This window comes from Exiguobacterium sp. s80, from assembly GCF_018618725.1.
GTDB classification, from domain to species: domain Bacteria; phylum Bacillota; class Bacilli; order Exiguobacteriales; family Exiguobacteriaceae; genus Exiguobacterium_A; species Exiguobacterium_A oxidotolerans.
In genome coordinates this window covers 1,228,227-1,244,415 of record NZ_JACSMP010000001.1, presented here as the reverse complement: position 1 = coordinate 1,244,415, position 16,189 = coordinate 1,228,227, and the positions used below count along the sequence as shown (strand labels likewise).

At 45.8% G+C, this 16,189-nt stretch carries 15 protein-coding genes; 10 read left to right on the top strand and 5 right to left on the bottom strand.

The window, feature by feature from the left end; all coding sequences use genetic code 11:
* Together KNP94_RS06575 and KNP94_RS06570 are read right to left on the bottom strand one after the other, a co-directional pair.
* Positions 1–244: helix-turn-helix domain-containing protein (locus KNP94_RS06575; RefSeq protein WP_215115445.1), on the bottom strand; the 244-nt coding region annotated here is incomplete at its 3' end.
* A 538-nt stretch (positions 245–782) separates the two neighbouring features.
* Complete coding sequence (locus KNP94_RS06570; RefSeq protein WP_157898488.1) at positions 783–953, bottom strand: DUF5325 family protein; 171 nt, start codon at positions 951–953, stop codon at positions 783–785.
* A 186-nt stretch (positions 954–1,139) separates the two neighbouring features.
* On the opposite strand from KNP94_RS06570, the gene typA reads away from it, so the two are divergent.
* The 3 genes from typA (at position 1,140) to KNP94_RS06555 (ending at position 4,548) form a co-directional block, all read left to right on the top strand.
* Positions 1,140–2,987 carry a translational GTPase TypA gene (gene typA, locus KNP94_RS06565; RefSeq protein ID WP_029330949.1) on the top strand — a complete coding sequence of 616 codons (1,848 nt, stop codon included), beginning with the start codon at positions 1,140–1,142 and terminating at the stop codon, positions 2,985–2,987.
* 28 nt (positions 2,988–3,015) lie between these two features.
* On the top strand, positions 3,016–3,369 hold the full coding sequence (locus KNP94_RS06560) for a YlaH-like family protein (protein ID WP_029330948.1): 354 nt from the start codon (positions 3,016–3,018) through the stop codon (positions 3,367–3,369).
* Between the two features lie 126 nt (positions 3,370–3,495).
* Positions 3,496–4,548, top strand: a complete 1,053-nt coding sequence (locus KNP94_RS06555; protein WP_157898487.1) for a PQQ-dependent sugar dehydrogenase — start codon at positions 3,496–3,498, stop codon at positions 4,546–4,548.
* A gap of 75 nt (positions 4,549–4,623) precedes the next feature.
* Here the strand turns inward: KNP94_RS06555 and KNP94_RS06550 are convergent, their stop codons facing one another.
* Entirely contained in the window at positions 4,624–4,827 is a 204-nt protein-coding gene (locus KNP94_RS06550) for a YlaI family protein (protein ID WP_088837461.1), read from the bottom strand.
* 120 nt (positions 4,828–4,947) lie between these two features.
* On the opposite strand from KNP94_RS06550, the gene KNP94_RS06545 reads away from it, so the two are divergent.
* Together KNP94_RS06545 and KNP94_RS06540 are read left to right on the top strand one after the other, a co-directional pair.
* Positions 4,948–5,400, top strand: coding sequence for a PNPOx family protein (locus KNP94_RS06545; protein WP_088837460.1), 453 nt, complete (start codon positions 4,948–4,950; stop codon positions 5,398–5,400).
* A gap of 39 nt (positions 5,401–5,439) precedes the next feature.
* Positions 5,440–6,756 carry a PhoH family protein gene (locus tag KNP94_RS06540; RefSeq protein ID WP_088837459.1) on the top strand — a complete coding sequence of 439 codons (1,317 nt, stop codon included), beginning with the start codon at positions 5,440–5,442 and terminating at the stop codon, positions 6,754–6,756.
* Positions 6,757–6,820: 64 nt separating this feature from the next.
* On the opposite strand, the gene KNP94_RS06535 is transcribed toward KNP94_RS06540, so the two are convergent.
* Positions 6,821–7,282: a hypothetical protein gene (locus KNP94_RS06535; protein WP_214765245.1), complete on the bottom strand. Its 462-nt coding sequence runs from the start codon at positions 7,280–7,282 to the stop codon at positions 6,821–6,823.
* A 122-nt stretch (positions 7,283–7,404) separates the two neighbouring features.
* On the opposite strand from KNP94_RS06535, the gene KNP94_RS06530 reads away from it, so the two are divergent.
* The 4 genes from KNP94_RS06530 to KNP94_RS06515 all read left to right on the top strand — a co-directional run bounded on the left by KNP94_RS06530 (position 7,405) and on the right by KNP94_RS06515 (position 13,923).
* Entirely contained in the window at positions 7,405–7,683 is a 279-nt protein-coding gene (locus tag KNP94_RS06530) for an Fpa/YlaN family protein (protein WP_029330942.1), read from the top strand.
* A 69-nt stretch (positions 7,684–7,752) separates the two neighbouring features.
* Positions 7,753–9,030 (top strand): FtsW/RodA/SpoVE family cell cycle protein, encoded by a 1,278-nt coding sequence (locus KNP94_RS06525; protein ID WP_088837457.1) that lies wholly within the window; start codon positions 7,753–7,755, stop codon positions 9,028–9,030.
* Positions 9,017–12,451 (top strand): pyruvate carboxylase, encoded by a 3,435-nt coding sequence (locus KNP94_RS06520; protein ID WP_214765242.1) that lies wholly within the window; start codon positions 9,017–9,019, stop codon positions 12,449–12,451. The genes KNP94_RS06525 and KNP94_RS06520 overlap by 14 nt, the downstream gene beginning before the upstream one ends.
* A gap of 113 nt (positions 12,452–12,564) precedes the next feature.
* Positions 12,565–13,923, top strand: coding sequence for a cryptochrome/photolyase family protein (locus tag KNP94_RS06515; RefSeq protein ID WP_088837455.1), 1,359 nt, complete (start codon positions 12,565–12,567; stop codon positions 13,921–13,923).
* A gap of 86 nt (positions 13,924–14,009) precedes the next feature.
* Here KNP94_RS06515 and KNP94_RS06510 read toward each other — a convergent pair whose 3' ends face one another.
* A complete protein-coding gene (locus KNP94_RS06510; RefSeq protein ID WP_029330938.1) occupies positions 14,010–14,891 on the bottom strand; it encodes a COX15/CtaA family protein in 882 nt (293 codons plus the stop codon).
* A gap of 324 nt (positions 14,892–15,215) precedes the next feature.
* Here KNP94_RS06510 and cyoE point away from each other — a divergent pair, with 324 nt between their 5' ends.
* Positions 15,216–16,148, top strand: coding sequence for a heme o synthase (cyoE, locus tag KNP94_RS06505; protein ID WP_088837454.1), 933 nt, complete (start codon positions 15,216–15,218; stop codon positions 16,146–16,148).
* The last annotated feature ends 41 nt before the right edge of the window (positions 16,149–16,189 follow it).

The window sequence follows — 16,189 nt, the reverse complement described above, 5'->3', positions numbered from 1 at the left end:
TGACGCTCGTCTGCACAGACGTGCTATCGACTTCCTTCAGCCAGTCGAACGCCTGCTTCAACGACGGGAGTTCTTTCGAACAAGACCCGAAGGATAGTCCTTTACCTGTCGCTTTATACGTCTCATCCCACTTCGCTAAGAAGTGGTTGAAGACGAAGCGCGAACAACCGATCGTCTTCGCAATCAGGATTTCCTGCTCTTTTGTCGGGTGTATTCTGAATGTGTAGGCCTTGTGTGTCGGCATGATGTTCACCTCCTTACAACGGATATACCTGAAAGAGAGGGTGGCGATTCATCTCCCACTTTCACTAGGGCTTCACCCTGATCGTTTAGAAGTGGGCATATTCTCGCCTGATTTTGATAAAGGACGTTTTAGACTGTAGACAAAGTGCTATCGGGAGATACAGCGTCTTTTTTCGTTGCTTTCCTCGGACGAGGCGCAAGCCGTTACTCCTTGATCTTCACGGACAACGAACAGGGTCTTGACTGCCTCTAAAAGTGCGTTAAACACGAACTTTTTCCCGTATGAGTCACCAAACGCGACGCTTTTTTAGGTAATGCCGTGAAGGAAATCCAGACCTGCAGACGGTTTAGAGCGCAATCCGTCTCGAATCGCTTTTAAAGCGAAAAGCAATCGGTCGTGACCCTGCAGCTTTGCTGTAGCGGCGCGGAAGATTGCCGCTTTGAAGACGAGACAGGGAAGCGCGAACGGATTGCTTCTCGATATCGCATGCTCATGCTTCATAAGTTTGTCTACACGCTGAAACGCCCATAAAGGACGTTTAAGACTGTCTCCGAAGGCGGGCTTTCAAAACAAAACCGACGCCCATCGAAACAAATACTAGAAGTAGCGAGATGAAGACCATCAGCATGTTTTGTTCAGCGATGAAAATCCCGATCGCTGCCATCGAACCTACTGCTAATACTGCCAACAATAAAAAGACGAACCGCATATCATTTCCCCCCTCGTTTTACGTGAGTACGTATTTAGTTTAGCGTGAAACGGGGTCAATGAAAAGGCTTTCGCTATAAGCTTGAATCATAGTCATTGCCAACTGCCACTCAACCTGTGCTATACTCTTAAAGTTGACCGAAAGTAATGTTGGATTATTTAAATGAATAGAAAGAGGTACACACTTATGACAACTTTAGTAAGAACTGATTTACGCAACGTCGCGATCATCGCCCACGTTGACCATGGTAAAACGACACTCGTCGATGAGCTTTTAAAACAATCTGGGACATTCCGTGCGAATGAACTAGTTGAAGAACGCGCAATGGACTCAAATGATATCGAGCGTGAACGCGGAATCACAATCCTCGCGAAAAACACAGCAATCGATTATAAAAATACCCGCATCAACATCGTTGATACACCAGGTCACGCCGATTTCGGTGGAGAAGTTGAACGTATCATGCGTATGGTAGATGGCGTTATCCTCGTCGTCGATGCACGTGAAGGCTGTATGCCACAAACACGTTTCGTATTGAAAAAAGCACTCGAGCAAGGATTACAACCAATCGTCGTCGTCAACAAAATCGACAAGCCGATGGTTCGTCCACTCGAAGTCGTCGATGAAGTCGTCGATCTTTTAATCGATCTTGGCGCAGACGAAGATCAACTCGAATTCCCAGTCGTTTATGCATCGGCAGTCAACGGCTCAAGTTCATTTGAACCTGAACTTGATAAACAAGAAGATACAATTACGAACGTTCTTGATTTGATTCTTGAGCACACACCAGCACCTGTCGATAACAGCATGGATCCACTTCAGTTCCAAGTTACGATGCTTGATTATGACAACTACCTTGGTCGTATCGGAGTTGGTCGTGTTTTCCGTGGAGAAATTAAAGTCGGCGATAGCGTTTCGCTTTCTAAACTTGATGGATCAATCAAAAACTTCCGTGTAACGAAATTATTCGGATACTTCGGCCTTAAACGCGTTGAAATCGAAGCAGCGAAAGCTGGAGACTTGATCGCAATCGCAGGTATGGAAGATATCAACGTCGGTGAAACAGTGTGTCCAACGTCACACGTCGATCCACTTCCATTGCTTCGGATTGATGAGCCAACACTTCAAATGACGTTCATCGTCAACAACTCGCCATTCGCTGGTCGTGAAGGGGATCTCGTTACTTCACGTAAAATCGAAGAGCGTCTTGAAAAAGAACTTGAAACAGATGTTTCGCTTCGTATCGAAAACACAGATTCTCCTGACCGCTGGATCGTTTCAGGTCGTGGTGAGCTTCACCTTGGTATCTTGATCGAAAACATGCGTCGTGAAGGTTACGAAATTCAAGTTTCGAAACCACAGGTAATCATCAAAGTTGAAGATGGCGTTAAAGTCGAGCCGTTTGAGCGCGTCGTCATCGATACTCCTGAAGAGTACACGGGTGGAGTCATGGAATCGATCGGTCTCCGTAAAGGTGAATTGACGAACATGCAAACAATGGATAACGGTCAAACGAAAATGGAGTTCATCGTTCCTTCACGCGGTTTGATTGGTTACCGTAACGAATTCTTATCTGCAACACGCGGATACGGAATCATGAACCACACATTCGAAGAGTACCGTCCGTTCATCAACGCAGACATCGGTGGTCGTCGTAGTGGTGTTATGGTTTCGATTGAAACAGGAAAAGCGACTGCTTACGCAATCTCTGCTCTTGAAGACCGTGGAACGATCTTCATCGAGCCAGGCCTTGAAGTATATGAAGGAATGATCATCGGGGAATGTAACCGTGACGTCGATCTCGCTGTTAACGTCGTTAAAGCGAAACAATTGACGAACATGCGTGCATCTGCGAAAGATACGACAAACGTTCTTAAACGTCCACGTGTCTTCTCACTTGAAGAATCATTAACATTCTTGAATGAAGATGAGTACTGTGAAATTACACCGGAATCAGTTCGTCTTCGTAAACAAGTGTTGAACAAGAACGAACGTGAAAAACAAGACAAACGTCGTCGTCTTGGAAAAGACTGAGTTCTTAACAATGTAAGGGGGACTGGCAATGTCTGCACAACCTGCCGTTGCTTCTGATTTCTCGAAATTCGATATTCCTGCCGTCGCCAAGTTTCTTGGCGTCGGGAGTGATCCGAATAACTTAAGTGCGGGTTTCAATGCATTGATGATTACGGTCGTCATTTTGACGCTCGTCGTGTTTAAGCTAGGTTTTGCAAAGGAATTAGCTTGGTGGAAATCGCTGATCGTCTATCTTTTATTAGCTGTCTTTTCAGCGGCTTTAACACTCGTCTTTTGGACGTGGCCGATTCCTGAAGTATTGCTTGCGATGGTCGCCATCCTCGGGATTTATCGTTTCCGGATGTGGCGTGTCAAACGCGATCGAGAACAGACTGCATCTTAAATTCATTTGATTCGTTTAAAAGTCCGTCTTCCTTGTGAAGGCGGACTTTTTGTTTTATCGTTCAATCGGTAAATAAAGGAATAGAAACGAGAAAGTCAGGGGAAAAACCTTTAAGGAGTGATGAAAATGAATAAATGGAGCTGGCTCGCCCCGCTGAGTCTTACGATGTTATTAGTCGGTTGCGCGACTGATTCAAAGACGGAGGAGTCGAGTCAAACAGATGCTAAACAAGAGACTGAAGAGGGAGCCGACATCATTTTCGAGTCCCTGCAGGCACCTTGGAATGTCGAGATGTCAGGGGATACATTTTATATTACAGAACGAGATGGAAAAATCGTCGAAGGAACGCAAGGGGATTATTCGCGAACAGCCCCACGTCTGACGGAAGAAGTCGTGGCGGAAGGGGAAGGTGGACTACTTGGAATGGCCCTTGATCCCGACTTTGAAGAGAATCAGCTCGCTTATGTATACCATACGTATGAACAAGCAGGTGAGCTACGGAATCGTGTCATTTCAATCGAACGGAAGGATGGGGACTGGACGGAGAAAAGCATTTTACTGGATGGCATTCCTGGGTCCTCGATTCATAATGGCGGTCGAATCGAGATTGGGCCGGATGGTTACCTGTACGTCACAGCAGGAGATGCTGCAGTTCCCGAGAACGCGCAGAAGCTGTCCTCTTTGGCCGGAAAAATTTTACGGATGGACTTAACGGGAGAGCCGGTTGAAGGGAATCTGGAGGGATACGTCTATAGTTATGGTCATCGTAATCCACAAGGTCTTGTTTTTGTCGGAAATCAGCTTTTTGCGACCGAACATGGTCAAAGCGGACATGATGAAATCAATAAGATTGAACAGAAAAATTATGGATGGCCGTTGATTGAGGGGACGGAAAAACAACAAGGATTAGTCACACCGTGGTATGAAGTGGGAAATCGCTCCGTTGCACCAAGCGGGGTGACGGAACTTGATGGGAAGTTGTATTTCGGTACGTTGGTCGGGCAGAGCCTTCGCTCGATTGAAGAGAGCACGAAGCAAGTCGAACAAGTCGTAACGGATCGTGGACGCATTCGTGACGTCACGACAGATGGAACTGCACTATATTTCCTTACGAACAATACGGACGGCCGTGGAAATCCTGGGAAGAATGATGATGTTTTTGTCCGCTTCGACCCGTAAAGATATGAAAAGCTCCTTCGACATCATCCGGATGTCAGAGGAGCTCAAAGTTACTTCAGCATAGAAAGTAAGCCGTCACCATCTTTTTTTAGCAGACGCCCACGTCGGATATAAGTTAAAGTTCCCGGTTGCTTCGCGCGCAATCGTCCGTTGCTCGATACGCTCATTGCATTCATCGCACAAATAGATGCGAACCGGTTTGTTACGTAAGCGTTTTGCTGCGAAGGACCAGTCGTCGATCGTTTCGCGTTTATCGCAGATAGTACATTTTACACGCATTTCGAGGTCCTCCTCTTTTTTTACTAGTATACCATATTAAAAGATTATTCAGATGTAAAAAAGGGAATTGAACAACATGACTCGAAACTAAGTCAGTAAGATAAATAGGGGGGTGACACCATGGCAAATAAAATGGAACATCGTCTGAATCTAAAGCAACTCGAAGCGTTATCCGATTTACCACTCGTTTTTTTAATCACGCACGATCAATCGAAAAGTTGGCCCATCACTCATGCAATCAGTTGGGTTTATGCAAAAGATGAACAAACGGTCCGATTTGCGATTGAAGCCGATTCGCATATCGTCAAGACGTTGGCAGAGCATCCTGTTTTCACATTAATTTTCTTTGCCGATCAATCTGCCTATAGCTTGACGTGTACGGAGGTTAAGCGCTGGGATCCGGCAGCCGAAGTGCCATTAAAGCTTGCATTTTACGAAGGAATGGTAGAAGAAGTACGCGATATTTTATTTTACGGAGCCGCTGTATCCAATCGTCCTCGTATCGAGAAAACGTATGACGAAACGGCAGCGTTACGTCTAGATCAACAAATGCATGCGATTCTAAAAGCGTAACATTCATCAAAACTCGACTCTAAAGGGGCGAACGATGGAATGAAAAAAATATACGTGCTCGATACTAATGTCATGCTCCACGATCCATTATCTTTATTTCAATTCCAAGAACATGATGTCGTCATACCGGCAATCGTCTTAGAAGAGCTGGACGGGAAAAAACGAAATATGGATGAAGTCGGGCGGAATGCTCGAGAGACCGCGCGGATTTTGGACCAATTAAGGGAAGCGGGGCATCTTCATGCAGGGGTCCCGCTCGGAAATGGCGGCATCCTTCGTGTCGACATCGGCGACACGATCAGTGACGTCTCACCGTTCACACATGAATCGAATGACAATAAGATTCTCGAGTTGGCGTGGTCGATTCATCGAGAGCAGCAGGAACTACAGAGTGGACGTGACGTCATTCTCGTCTCAAAAGATATTCTCGTTCGTGTAAAGGCAGATGCGTACGGACTTGTCGCAGAAGATTACTTGACGGATCATATTGCGGATTTGACAGGGTTATATACGGGTTTCATTGAAGCAGTCGTCGACCAGGAATACATCGATGCCTTTTACGAAGACAAACGACTCTCAGTGGATATCTTGAATGAAAAAGTTTATCCGAATCAATTCGTCATTTTAAAAAGCAATGTATCGAAAGCTTCAGCTTTCGCTGTCGTCGATCAGGAATTGCCTATCATCCGGGCACTTTCGCTTGATATCAATCAAGTATGGGGTGTCGTCCCCCGTAACGTTCAACAGCGCATGGCGTTCGAATTGTTACTTCGGGATGATGTTCCGCTCGTTACACTCGTCGGCAAGGCAGGAACGGGGAAAACATTGCTCGCACTTGCGGCCGGGTTGTTGCAAGTCGAAGATGAACATCGTTATAAAAAACTAGTCGTCGCGCGTCCTGTCGTTCCGATGGGAAATGACATCGGCTATTTACCGGGTGAGATGGAAGAGAAGCTTCGACCATGGATGCAACCGATTTATGATAATTTGGAGCATTTGTTCAATACGGGTTCGGGTGATGAACTTGGAAATATCCTAGCGGGCATGAAATCGATTCAGCTTGAGGCATTAACTTATATCCGCGGGCGGAGTATGCCGGGACAGTTCATCATCATCGATGAAGCACAAAACTTAACGAAACATGAAGTGAAAACGATTTTGACTCGTGTCGGGGAAAACTCGAAAATTGTTCTCGTCGGGGATCCGCAACAAATTGACCATCCGTATCTCGATGAATATTCAAATGGTCTATCCTATGCAGTTGAACGGTTAAAAGGTGAACAAATGACAGGGCACGTCAAACTCGTCAAAGGGGAACGGTCGAACCTCGCGCGTCTTGCGGCCGACTTGCTTTAAAAAATAAAACTGCCCTCTTTTCCTTCAGTCGTTAACGTTAGAAGGAAAAGAGGGCAGTTTGCTATTAGATGACAGTGATCCGATTGACCGAACGGACGACTTGATCTTGATAAAGTAAATGAACGGGACCATCGGTTAAGACTTTCCCGTCTTTTGAAAATTGTAAGTAGAGTTGAGGCAGTACCTCGAGTGGGAGTTCGACGGTATCGATTCCTTCAAAACGTAATTGTGAGGCATCGTTTAGTACTTCGGCATTTGTGATGAATGGAAGGAGTGGCATCGCGAACGTCCCGCGGAGTGCGTCATCTTTTTCTTCGCGCGTCATCGGTTTATTGTGATCGGTCCGACTCCCTTCCGTAATCCCCTTGTCCCAAGCAGCCCCCATTTTCGCATAGTATGCTTCAGCGGCATTATGCTCTGTCTCTTGTCCGATTTGTTCGACCGCAATCTTACGATCGTCAAAGATCCAGACGGTTGGATCAATCGTTAATGTGTACCGTACCTTACCTGTGATTGGAAAAATCATCTCTATTCCCCCTAAATGTGTGAATGCTACAAATCCATTATACCGAAACGTTGAATTGTTAGCGAAAGTAAGGTAAAGTTTATCTATAACAGGAACGCGTCATTTGATGAGGAGGGATTGGATTGTCAACTGAAATCGGGACAGTTCATCGCCAGCGCGCTCTTGAGCTACTAGAAGCGGATGCCCATAAAATCCGCCGGTTGATCGAGGTCCAGCTTGCGAATTTAACGATGCCACAATGTCCTCTTTATGAGGAAGTATTGGATACACAAATGTTCGGATTGTCACGCCAAATTGATTTTGCCGTTCGTCTTGAACTGATTGATGCGAGTGAAGGGAAACAATTACTCGAATCACTTGAACAGCAACTATCTGACTTACATGATGCGGAGACGTGCTGATTTTCTACTCAAACGTGAAATGCGGCGTTTGGGTATTTTTTTTTAGAACTAGAAAAGGGACGTGTACATATGCAATCGAAGTTTAAAGAAAGACGAGCATTTTTTGACTTTCGCTTGTTCTTTACGATGTTGATTCTGATGGCAATCAGTACGGTGATGGTTTATAGCGCTAGTGTTTGGAACGGTGGCGATTATGCGAACACTTCGTTTTTCGAGAAACAACTGATGTTTGACGGCTTGGCAATCGTGGCATTTTTATTTGTTGCGCATCTCAATCATGAAGTGCTTCGAGGTCCGATTTTTCGTTTAGTCTTGTATCTCATCACATGGGTGATGTTGATGGCGACGTTGTTTTCTGAACCGTTGAACGGGGCACGAGCGTGGTTGAACTTTGGTGTTTTTTTGATTCAACCGATCGAGCTCTGTAAATTCGTCTTAGTCGTCGGGTTAGCGAATTACTTTGATCAAAAACAAAAAGGGACGTTGAATGGCGTAATCGGAATCGTTCATCACTTCATCCACCGTCAAATCTCTCCCTCTTCCGCGGGCAAGCGGATGTTACTTAGTTTGTCTGATTGGATTTTAATTCCGATGCTCGTCTTGCTGGCACCTTATGCAATCATCATCCGGATGCAACCCGATGATGGGGGATTGTTCATCTTGTTGTTGATTACGGCAATGATTTGGTTTGCTGTCGGATTACCGAGTGGTTACATCACATTAGGGTTCATCGCAATACCGTTAGTTGGTTTCTATGCGTATAATAATTTTTCAGAGAATCAGCTGAAACGAATCCATGTCATCTTCAACCCGTTCCTCGATGCGGAGGGAAAAGGCTATCAATTGATCAATTCGGTCATTTCAATTGCCCATGGAGGCGTGTTCGGCGTCGGGTTAGGGAACAGTTTTCAGAAATATGGGTATCTACCTGAACCAGAGACCGATTACATCATGTCAATCATTTCGGAAGAACTTGGATTTGTCGGCGTACTTGTCGTCCTTGGATTACTGTTTTTCTTAATGTTTCAAGGTGCGAGAATCGCCCAAAAATGTGTTTCGCTGTATTCAAGCATGATGGCGATTGGTATTTCTTCCATCATCTTCATCCAGACAACGATCAATATCGGTGCCATGTCAGGCTTGTTCCCGGGAACCGGGGTCACGTTACCATTCATCAGTTACGGGGGGTCTTCGTTACTCGTCATGAGTACGATGCTCGGTGTGCTGGCGAATATTTCCATGCAAAATAAACATCGAATAGCGTATCATAAAGAAGTGCAAGATGCACGGACGATGAGCGCAACGAGTTCATTAACAAAAGGGGGAGCATCAGTTGACAAAAATTAAAAAGATTCTTGTAGCAAACCGTGGTGAAATCGCAATCCGAGTATTTCGGGCAGCAACCGAATTAGGCATTCGGACAGTTGCGATTTATTCGAGAGAAGACATGGGATCGCTTCACCGTTATAAAGCAGACGAAGCATATCGGATTGGTGAGGGGAAGAAACCAATCGAAGCGTACCTAGACATTGAAGGTATCATCGCAACTGCTAAAAAAGCAGAGTGTGACGCGATTCACCCAGGGTATGGTTTTCTGTCTGAAAACATTGAACTCGCAAAACGTTGCCGTGAAGAAGGCATCATCTTCATCGGTCCACAAGAAGAACATCTTTATAAATTCGGTGACAAGGTACGAGCGCGTACGACAGCAATCGAAGCCGGCTTACCAGTCATTCCGGGAACGGACGGTCCGATTTCAACGATGGAAGAAGCCTATGCTTTTGCTGAAAAAACAGGTTATCCATTGATGGTTAAAGCTTCTCTTGGTGGAGGGGGACGCGGTATGCGCGTTGTCCGGACAGAGGAAGAGCTGCCGGAAATGATTGAGCGTGCGAAATCAGAAGCATTAAAGGCTTTCGGATCAGACGAAATATACATTGAGAAATTAATTGAACGACCGAAACATATCGAAGTCCAAATCATTGGCGATGCCCATGGTAATATCATTCACTTGTTCGAACGTGATTGCTCTGTTCAGCGTCGACATCAAAAGGTTGTCGAAGTGGCACCATGTGTCACGCTTTCCGATGCAGGACGGAAGAAAATTTGTGACGCGGCAGTAACGCTAATGAAACACGTCGGGTACGAGAATGCAGGAACAGTCGAGTTCCTAGTGACGCAAGATGAATCGTTCTACTTTATCGAAGTTAACCCGCGTGTCCAGGTCGAGCACACAATCACGGAGATGATTACAGGCGTCGACATCGTACAAACGCAAATCCGGGTGGCAGAAGGTGAGTCGCTTCATAGTGAGCTCGTTGGAATTCCGGTGCAAGAAGAGATTCAGATGCTTGGTTTCGCGATTCAAAGCCGGATTACATCGGAAGATCCAGAAAACGGCTTTTTACCCGATACGGGAAAAATTAAAGCTTACCGCTCACCCGGCGGTTTCGGAGTCCGTCTTGACGGAGGGAATGCTTACGTCGGTGCAGAAATCTCACCATACTATGATTCACTGCTCGTTAAAATCTCAACGCACGGCCTGACGTACGATCAAGCTGTCGCGAAGATGAGCCGAAACTTAAGTGAGTTCCGGATCCGTGGAATCAAAACAAACATTCCGTTCCTAAGCAACGTCTTGAAACACCATGCATTCATCAGTGGTGACTACAACACGTCCTTCATCGATGATACGCAAGAATTATTCATCTTCCCGAAACGGCAAGACCGTGGAACAAAGTTATTAACGTATATCGGCGAAGTTTCTGTCAATGGATTCCCTGGTATCGGAAAAATCGACAAACCGTTAGCACGTGACGTTCGGATTCCGAAAGATTTACCAACGACGTATCAAGCGGGCACGAAAGCGTTACTTGATGCAGAAGGGCCGGTTGGTGTTGCGAATTGGTTGAAAGCACAAGAACAGGTCTTGTTGACAGACACGACGTTCCGGGATGCACACCAGTCGTTACTTGCGACGCGGATGCGGACGAAAGATTTAGTAGCGATTGCAGAAGCAGAAGCAAAACTCTTGCCGGAATTGTTCTCGGTCGAGGCGTGGGGTGGCGCGACGTTCGATGTAGCATATCGTTTCTTGTCAGAAGATCCTTGGACTCGTTTAATGAAATTACGTGAACAAATGCCAAACGTCTTGATTCAAATGCTATTACGTGGTGCGAATGCAGTCGGTTATAAAAACTATCCGGACAACGTCATTCATGCTTTCGTCAAGGAAGCGGCCCAAGCAGGCGTTGATGTCTTCCGAATCTTTGATAGCTTGAACAATCCGGAATCAATCCAATTAGCAATTGACGCGGTCTTACCGACAGGGAAGATTGCAGAAGCAGCCGTCTGTTATACAGGCGATCTGTTCGATGCGAATCGTCCGAAGTATCACTTACCGTATTACGTCAAGTTAGCGAAACAATTGGAAGCAAGTGGCGCGCACATCATCGCAATCAAAGATATGGCGGGTCTGTTAAAGCCGGAAGCAGCGTATGCGTTAGTCTCTGCTTTAAAAGATGCAGTCGATTTACCGATCCACCTCCATACACATGATGCGAGTGGGAACGGAATCTACACGTATGCCCGTGCAGTCGATGCCGGTGTTGACGTCGTCGATGTCGCTGCTTCGAGTATGGCCGGCTTAACGAGTCAACCAGCAGGAGGAAGTTTAATCCATGCGCTGAGTGGACACCCGCGTCAGCCACTTGTTTCAGCACAGAAATTCGAACAAATTTCAGATTATTGGCAAGATGTTCGTCACTTGTATAAAGCGTTCGAACTCGATATGTTAGCACCGAATCCAACCGTTTACGACCATGAAATGCCGGGCGGTCAATATTCGAATCTTCAACAACAGGCAAAAGCAGTAGGACTCGGAGATCGTTGGTCGGAAGTCAAGAGTATGTACGCCCGCGTCAACATGTTGTTTGGTGACATCGTCAAAGTAACACCGTCGTCTAAAGTAGTAGGAGATATGGCCTTGTTCATGGTCCAACATCACTTGACAGAAGAAGACGTCTTACATCGTGCGAGTGGGCTCGATTTCCCGGATTCAGTCGTCGAACTGATGAAAGGTGAGCTTGGCACACCTCCGGATGGGTTCCCGAAACAAGTGCAAGATGCGATCCTCAAAGGTGTCGCACCATTAACAGAACGTCCAGGGAAAATGATGGAGCCGCTTAACTTTGATGCCATCAAACACGAATTGTTTGAAAAGCTCGAACGACCGATTACTGAATTTGATGCGCTTGCGTACGCGCTTTATCCGAAAGTATTCATGGATTATAGTTCATATGTCGCACGTTATGGAGACGTCTCGGTCCTTGATACGAGTACATTCTTCCACGGCATGCGACTCGGTGAAACGATCGAAGTCGAAATCGAACGTGGTAAAACGTTGTACCTCAAGTTGATTCAAGTCGGACAGCCGAATGATCACGGTGTGCGAATCGTTTACTACGAAATGAATGGTGTTCCGCGTGAAGTTGAAGTCAAGGACATTAGCGTCAAGGAAAGTTCGTCCAGTCGTCCGAAGGCGGACCGGTCGAACCCGAAACAGATTGGTGCATCGATGCCGGGAAGTGTCCTGAAAGTTCTTGTCGAACCAGGAGCACGTGTCCGTAAAGGGGAGCAATTGCTCGTCACGGAGGCGATGAAAATGGAAACGACGATTCAAGCACCGGAAGACGGAGAAATTAAAGCCGTCCATGTCAACGAAGGCGAAGCAATCGCAAGCCAAGATTTATTAATTGAATTCATCTGATTCGTAGCGTGGTGATTCGATAACTTTAAAATAGAATCGATGAAAAACAGGCAGACGCATGGCGGCTAGCCTGTTTTTCTTTTTAAGCAGTATTATCGGAGGAGGAGCTAGGAATGAATATCATCTGTTGGATTAGAAGTGACTTTCGACTTCAGGATAATCAAATGTTGGCGAAAGCGGTAGAATACCTCGAGCAGGACGATCAAGCGACCGTGGAATTTGTTTTTTGGCTTAACCCGGACTATATCGGTTCTTACGAAGCGAGACAACAGTATTTCTTTCAAGCGCTGGAGCACTTTTCGGATAACTGTAAAACAAAGGGCTTGCCGATTCGTTTTATTGAAGGGGACGAAGCGAAGTTCTTAGAGGAAACAGCTATGGCAGACCATTTAATTTTTAACGCCGAATACGTCGAACCGTTTAAAACGCGCGATGATGCGATTATTAAAAAACGTCAGCGTCAACAGACGGATCGTGTACTTGATCGTCATTTGTTGCATCCGCATGCAGTCAAGAAAAATGATGGTGGCTATTATAAAGTGTTCACACCATATAAAAATGCGTTCTTAAAAAAAGATCTTCCAGAACCAGTCCAAGTGAATCTCGATCGTCTGCAAGCCCAGTATAAAAAACACCAAAATGACAACTCGTTCATTGAGGAGTACTTTAAACAGGCTCAATCCGAGGTTGATTTTCAGGTGGGTGAAGAAAATGCGCAGGACCGTTTACATCAGTTCATCTCGAGCGGACTCGAACAGTACGAAGAAAATCGGGATATCCCGTCAATCGACGGAACGAGTCGGATGTCACGTTACCTGCGGACGGGAGAAATCAGCATTCGGACCATTTATACGCAGGTTGAGCAAGCAGCTGCTTCAAAAGGAAAACAAACCTATTTGACGGAATTAATTTGGCGTGAATTTTACTATACAATTTTGATGCACCATCCAGAGTCAAAACGTCTACCGGTAAACGAGCAGTATAATGACATTCAATGGGAAGACGACGAGACGGGGTTTGACGCGTGGAAAAAAGGTGAGACAGGTTATCCCATCGTTGATGCGGCGATGCGTCAGCTGAACACAACGGGCTGGATGCATAACCGGCTCCGGATGATTGTAGCCTCCTTTTTAACAAAAGATTTGTTAGTCGATTGGCAAAAGGGTGAACAATATTTTCAGAAGAAGTTAGTCGACTATGAAGCGGCTTCAAACATCGGGGGATGGCAGTGGGCAGCATCTGTCGGAACGGACGCCGTACCATACTTCCGTGTCTTCAATCCGACGACCCAATCGAAAAAATTTGATGCGTCTGGTGACTTCATTCGTCGATATGTACCAGAGATTAAGGACTTGCCGAATAAATTCATTCATGAACCAACAGACCAGCAACGTGAAGACTATGATTACCCAAAACCAATCGTTGAGCATGATATGGCACGTAAACGGGCGATTGCTCGCTTTAAAAAGTAATAAACTACGAACGCGGTACCGACATAAAAAAGATGGAGCATCACAGTGAAATGATGCTCCATCTTTTTTTGACTTGTCTAATATGCTTAACGATCTTGCCTTGTCCGGAACGCGTGATACGTCATGTAAGACAGTACACCAAAGTAACATGTAATCAAGAACGCGTGTAAAAGTGGAACGTAAGTCGCGTGTCCGCCTAAAACGATCCAGGCACCTGTCGCAACTTGGCAACTGATGAAGAACGTAGCAAACGCCATCCCTTTTTGTGTCGTCCGATGCTTTAAGCGAATCGCGACGAAGTGCACATATAACGTATAGAAGAATAATAAGCCAGCCATAATGCGATGAATCATTTGGACCCATGACTCGTATGTCATCGTTGGTTGCGAACAGACGGGCCAACCGACACAGGCATACGTTGCGCCGACGTGACGGACATATGCGCCCGTATAGACGACGATCAGCGTGTAAATCAGCAGGCCGTACAGGAGTTTACGTAAGAATGCTGGGACCGTTTCCCTGAATTCTCGTCCTGGACGTTCCATGATTAATAGCGTCAAAATGAGCAAAGAAGCGAAGGAGATAAGCGAAATCCCGAAATGGAGCGCCATGACGAGGTCAGACTGTTGCCAAACAACAGCGCCTGCTCCAACGATGGATTGAATCAACATGAAGATAAAAGCAAGAAAGGCAAAAATCTTCGTATCGAGACGCTCTTTGAAAGCGACGAGTGTCCATAAACATAATGCGATGATTAATAGTCCGACGACACCGGTTACGGCGCGGTGGCTGTATTCAATCATCGTTTCTACACTAGGGTTAGTCGGAATGAGCTCTCCGTGACAGAGTGGCCAGTCTGTTCCACAGCCGTTCCCTGAATCAGTCTTTGTGACTGTGCCCCCCATCAACAATACGATCATCATCGTGAATGTGACGAATGCCGAAAAAATCGAAAGCTTTCGATTCAAGACACGGACACCACCTTTCTAAAATATACAATATACAGTCATGCGCATAGCAATAGTATCGCATAAAAAATATCGAAACGCTTGCAATCTTTTAGAAGAACGCTATTCTAATATTAGGTAAATATGGTGAACTGTGAGGTTAATCACATAGATTTCACATTTTGTTCATTATGTCGAAAGTATTTTCATGCGTCACGACCCTGAATATGTGGTATCTTTTATAGAGAAAAGGACGTTTCGTGGCGTGTCTGTGTTATTTCTGTGAAGAAAATACGTGTCTCATGCGTGCAGAGAGGATACAGGCGGTTAGAAGGAGGAAACAACATGGCGAAAGTAAATGGGGAGACGCTTGACATCATGATCGAGCAAACGGATCAACCGACGTTCAAGGACTATGTCACCCTAGCAAAGATGGGAATCGTTCGCGCGAATCTCATCACCGTCTTCGCAGGATATGTCGTGGCAGCATCGTATTTAACCGATGATGTCTTGTTATACCTGTGGCAGACGAAGTTGACATTATTGTGGACACTTCTTGGAAGTGGCCTGGTCATTGCCGGAAGTTGTTACCTCAACAACTACATTGACCGAGACATCGATTACAAGATGGAACGGACGATGGGGAGACCGAGTGTGACCGGCAAGATGGATGGACAGCGCATATTGGCATTAGGACTTGGAATACTTGCGACGGGAACGGTGCTTCTCTTGATCGTTAACCATGTCGCGGCAGTGTTCGGATTGATTGGATCATTCGTCTACGTCGTCATCTATACGATGTGGCTCAAACGGACGCATACGATCAATACGGTCGTAGGGGGTATTTCAGGAGCAGTGCCACCGATCATTGGATTTGCGGCAGTCACTCCAGCACTTCATATCGATGCCTGGATTTTATTCCTCATCATGTTCGTCTGGCAGCCGCCTCACTTCCTTGCACTCGCAATGAGACGGACGGAAGAATACCGTGCTGCAGGTATTCCGATGTTACCGGTCGTTAATGGTTTTGCCATCACGAAACGACAAATTGTGTGGTGGATTGCAGTCTTAGTCCCATCATCACTACTCTTGGCACACTATGGTATCGTCTACACGATTGTCATGGCGGCGTTAAGCGGTTACTGGCTTTACATGGGACTGAAAGGTCTCAAAATCAAAGAAAAACAAGCTGAAATTAAATGGGCATCGAAAATGTTCTTCTTCTCGCTCTTTTACTTCACAGCTTGGATCGTGACGGTCGTACTCGTTTCTCTCTAAAACGATTTGACATATTCACGTACACCATTACAAGAAAAAAA

Bases quoted from the DNA above. Each gene is read 5' to 3' on its own strand.
- KNP94_RS06570 (WP_157898488.1), bottom strand. From the start codon at position 953: ATGCGGTTCGTCTTTTTATTGTTGGCAGTATTAGCAGTAGGTTCGATG.
- typA (WP_029330949.1), top strand. From the start codon at position 1,140: ATGACAACTTTAGTAAGAACTGATTTACGCAACGTCGCGATCATCGCC.
- KNP94_RS06560 (WP_029330948.1), top strand. From the start codon at position 3,016: ATGTCTGCACAACCTGCCGTTGCTTCTGATTTCTCGAAATTCGATATT.
- KNP94_RS06555 (WP_157898487.1), top strand. From the start codon at position 3,496: ATGAATAAATGGAGCTGGCTCGCCCCGCTGAGTCTTACGATGTTATTA.
- KNP94_RS06550 (WP_088837461.1), bottom strand. From the start codon at position 4,827: ATGCGTGTAAAATGTACTATCTGCGATAAACGCGAAACGATCGACGAC.
- KNP94_RS06545 (WP_088837460.1), top strand. From the start codon at position 4,948: ATGGCAAATAAAATGGAACATCGTCTGAATCTAAAGCAACTCGAAGCG.
- KNP94_RS06540 (WP_088837459.1), top strand. From the start codon at position 5,440: ATGAAAAAAATATACGTGCTCGATACTAATGTCATGCTCCACGATCCA.
- KNP94_RS06535 (WP_214765245.1), bottom strand. From the start codon at position 7,282: ATGATTTTTCCAATCACAGGTAAGGTACGGTACACATTAACGATTGAT.
- KNP94_RS06525 (WP_088837457.1), top strand. From the start codon at position 7,753: ATGCAATCGAAGTTTAAAGAAAGACGAGCATTTTTTGACTTTCGCTTG.
- KNP94_RS06515 (WP_088837455.1), top strand. From the start codon at position 12,565: ATGAATATCATCTGTTGGATTAGAAGTGACTTTCGACTTCAGGATAAT.
- cyoE (WP_088837454.1), top strand. From the start codon at position 15,216: ATGGCGAAAGTAAATGGGGAGACGCTTGACATCATGATCGAGCAAACG.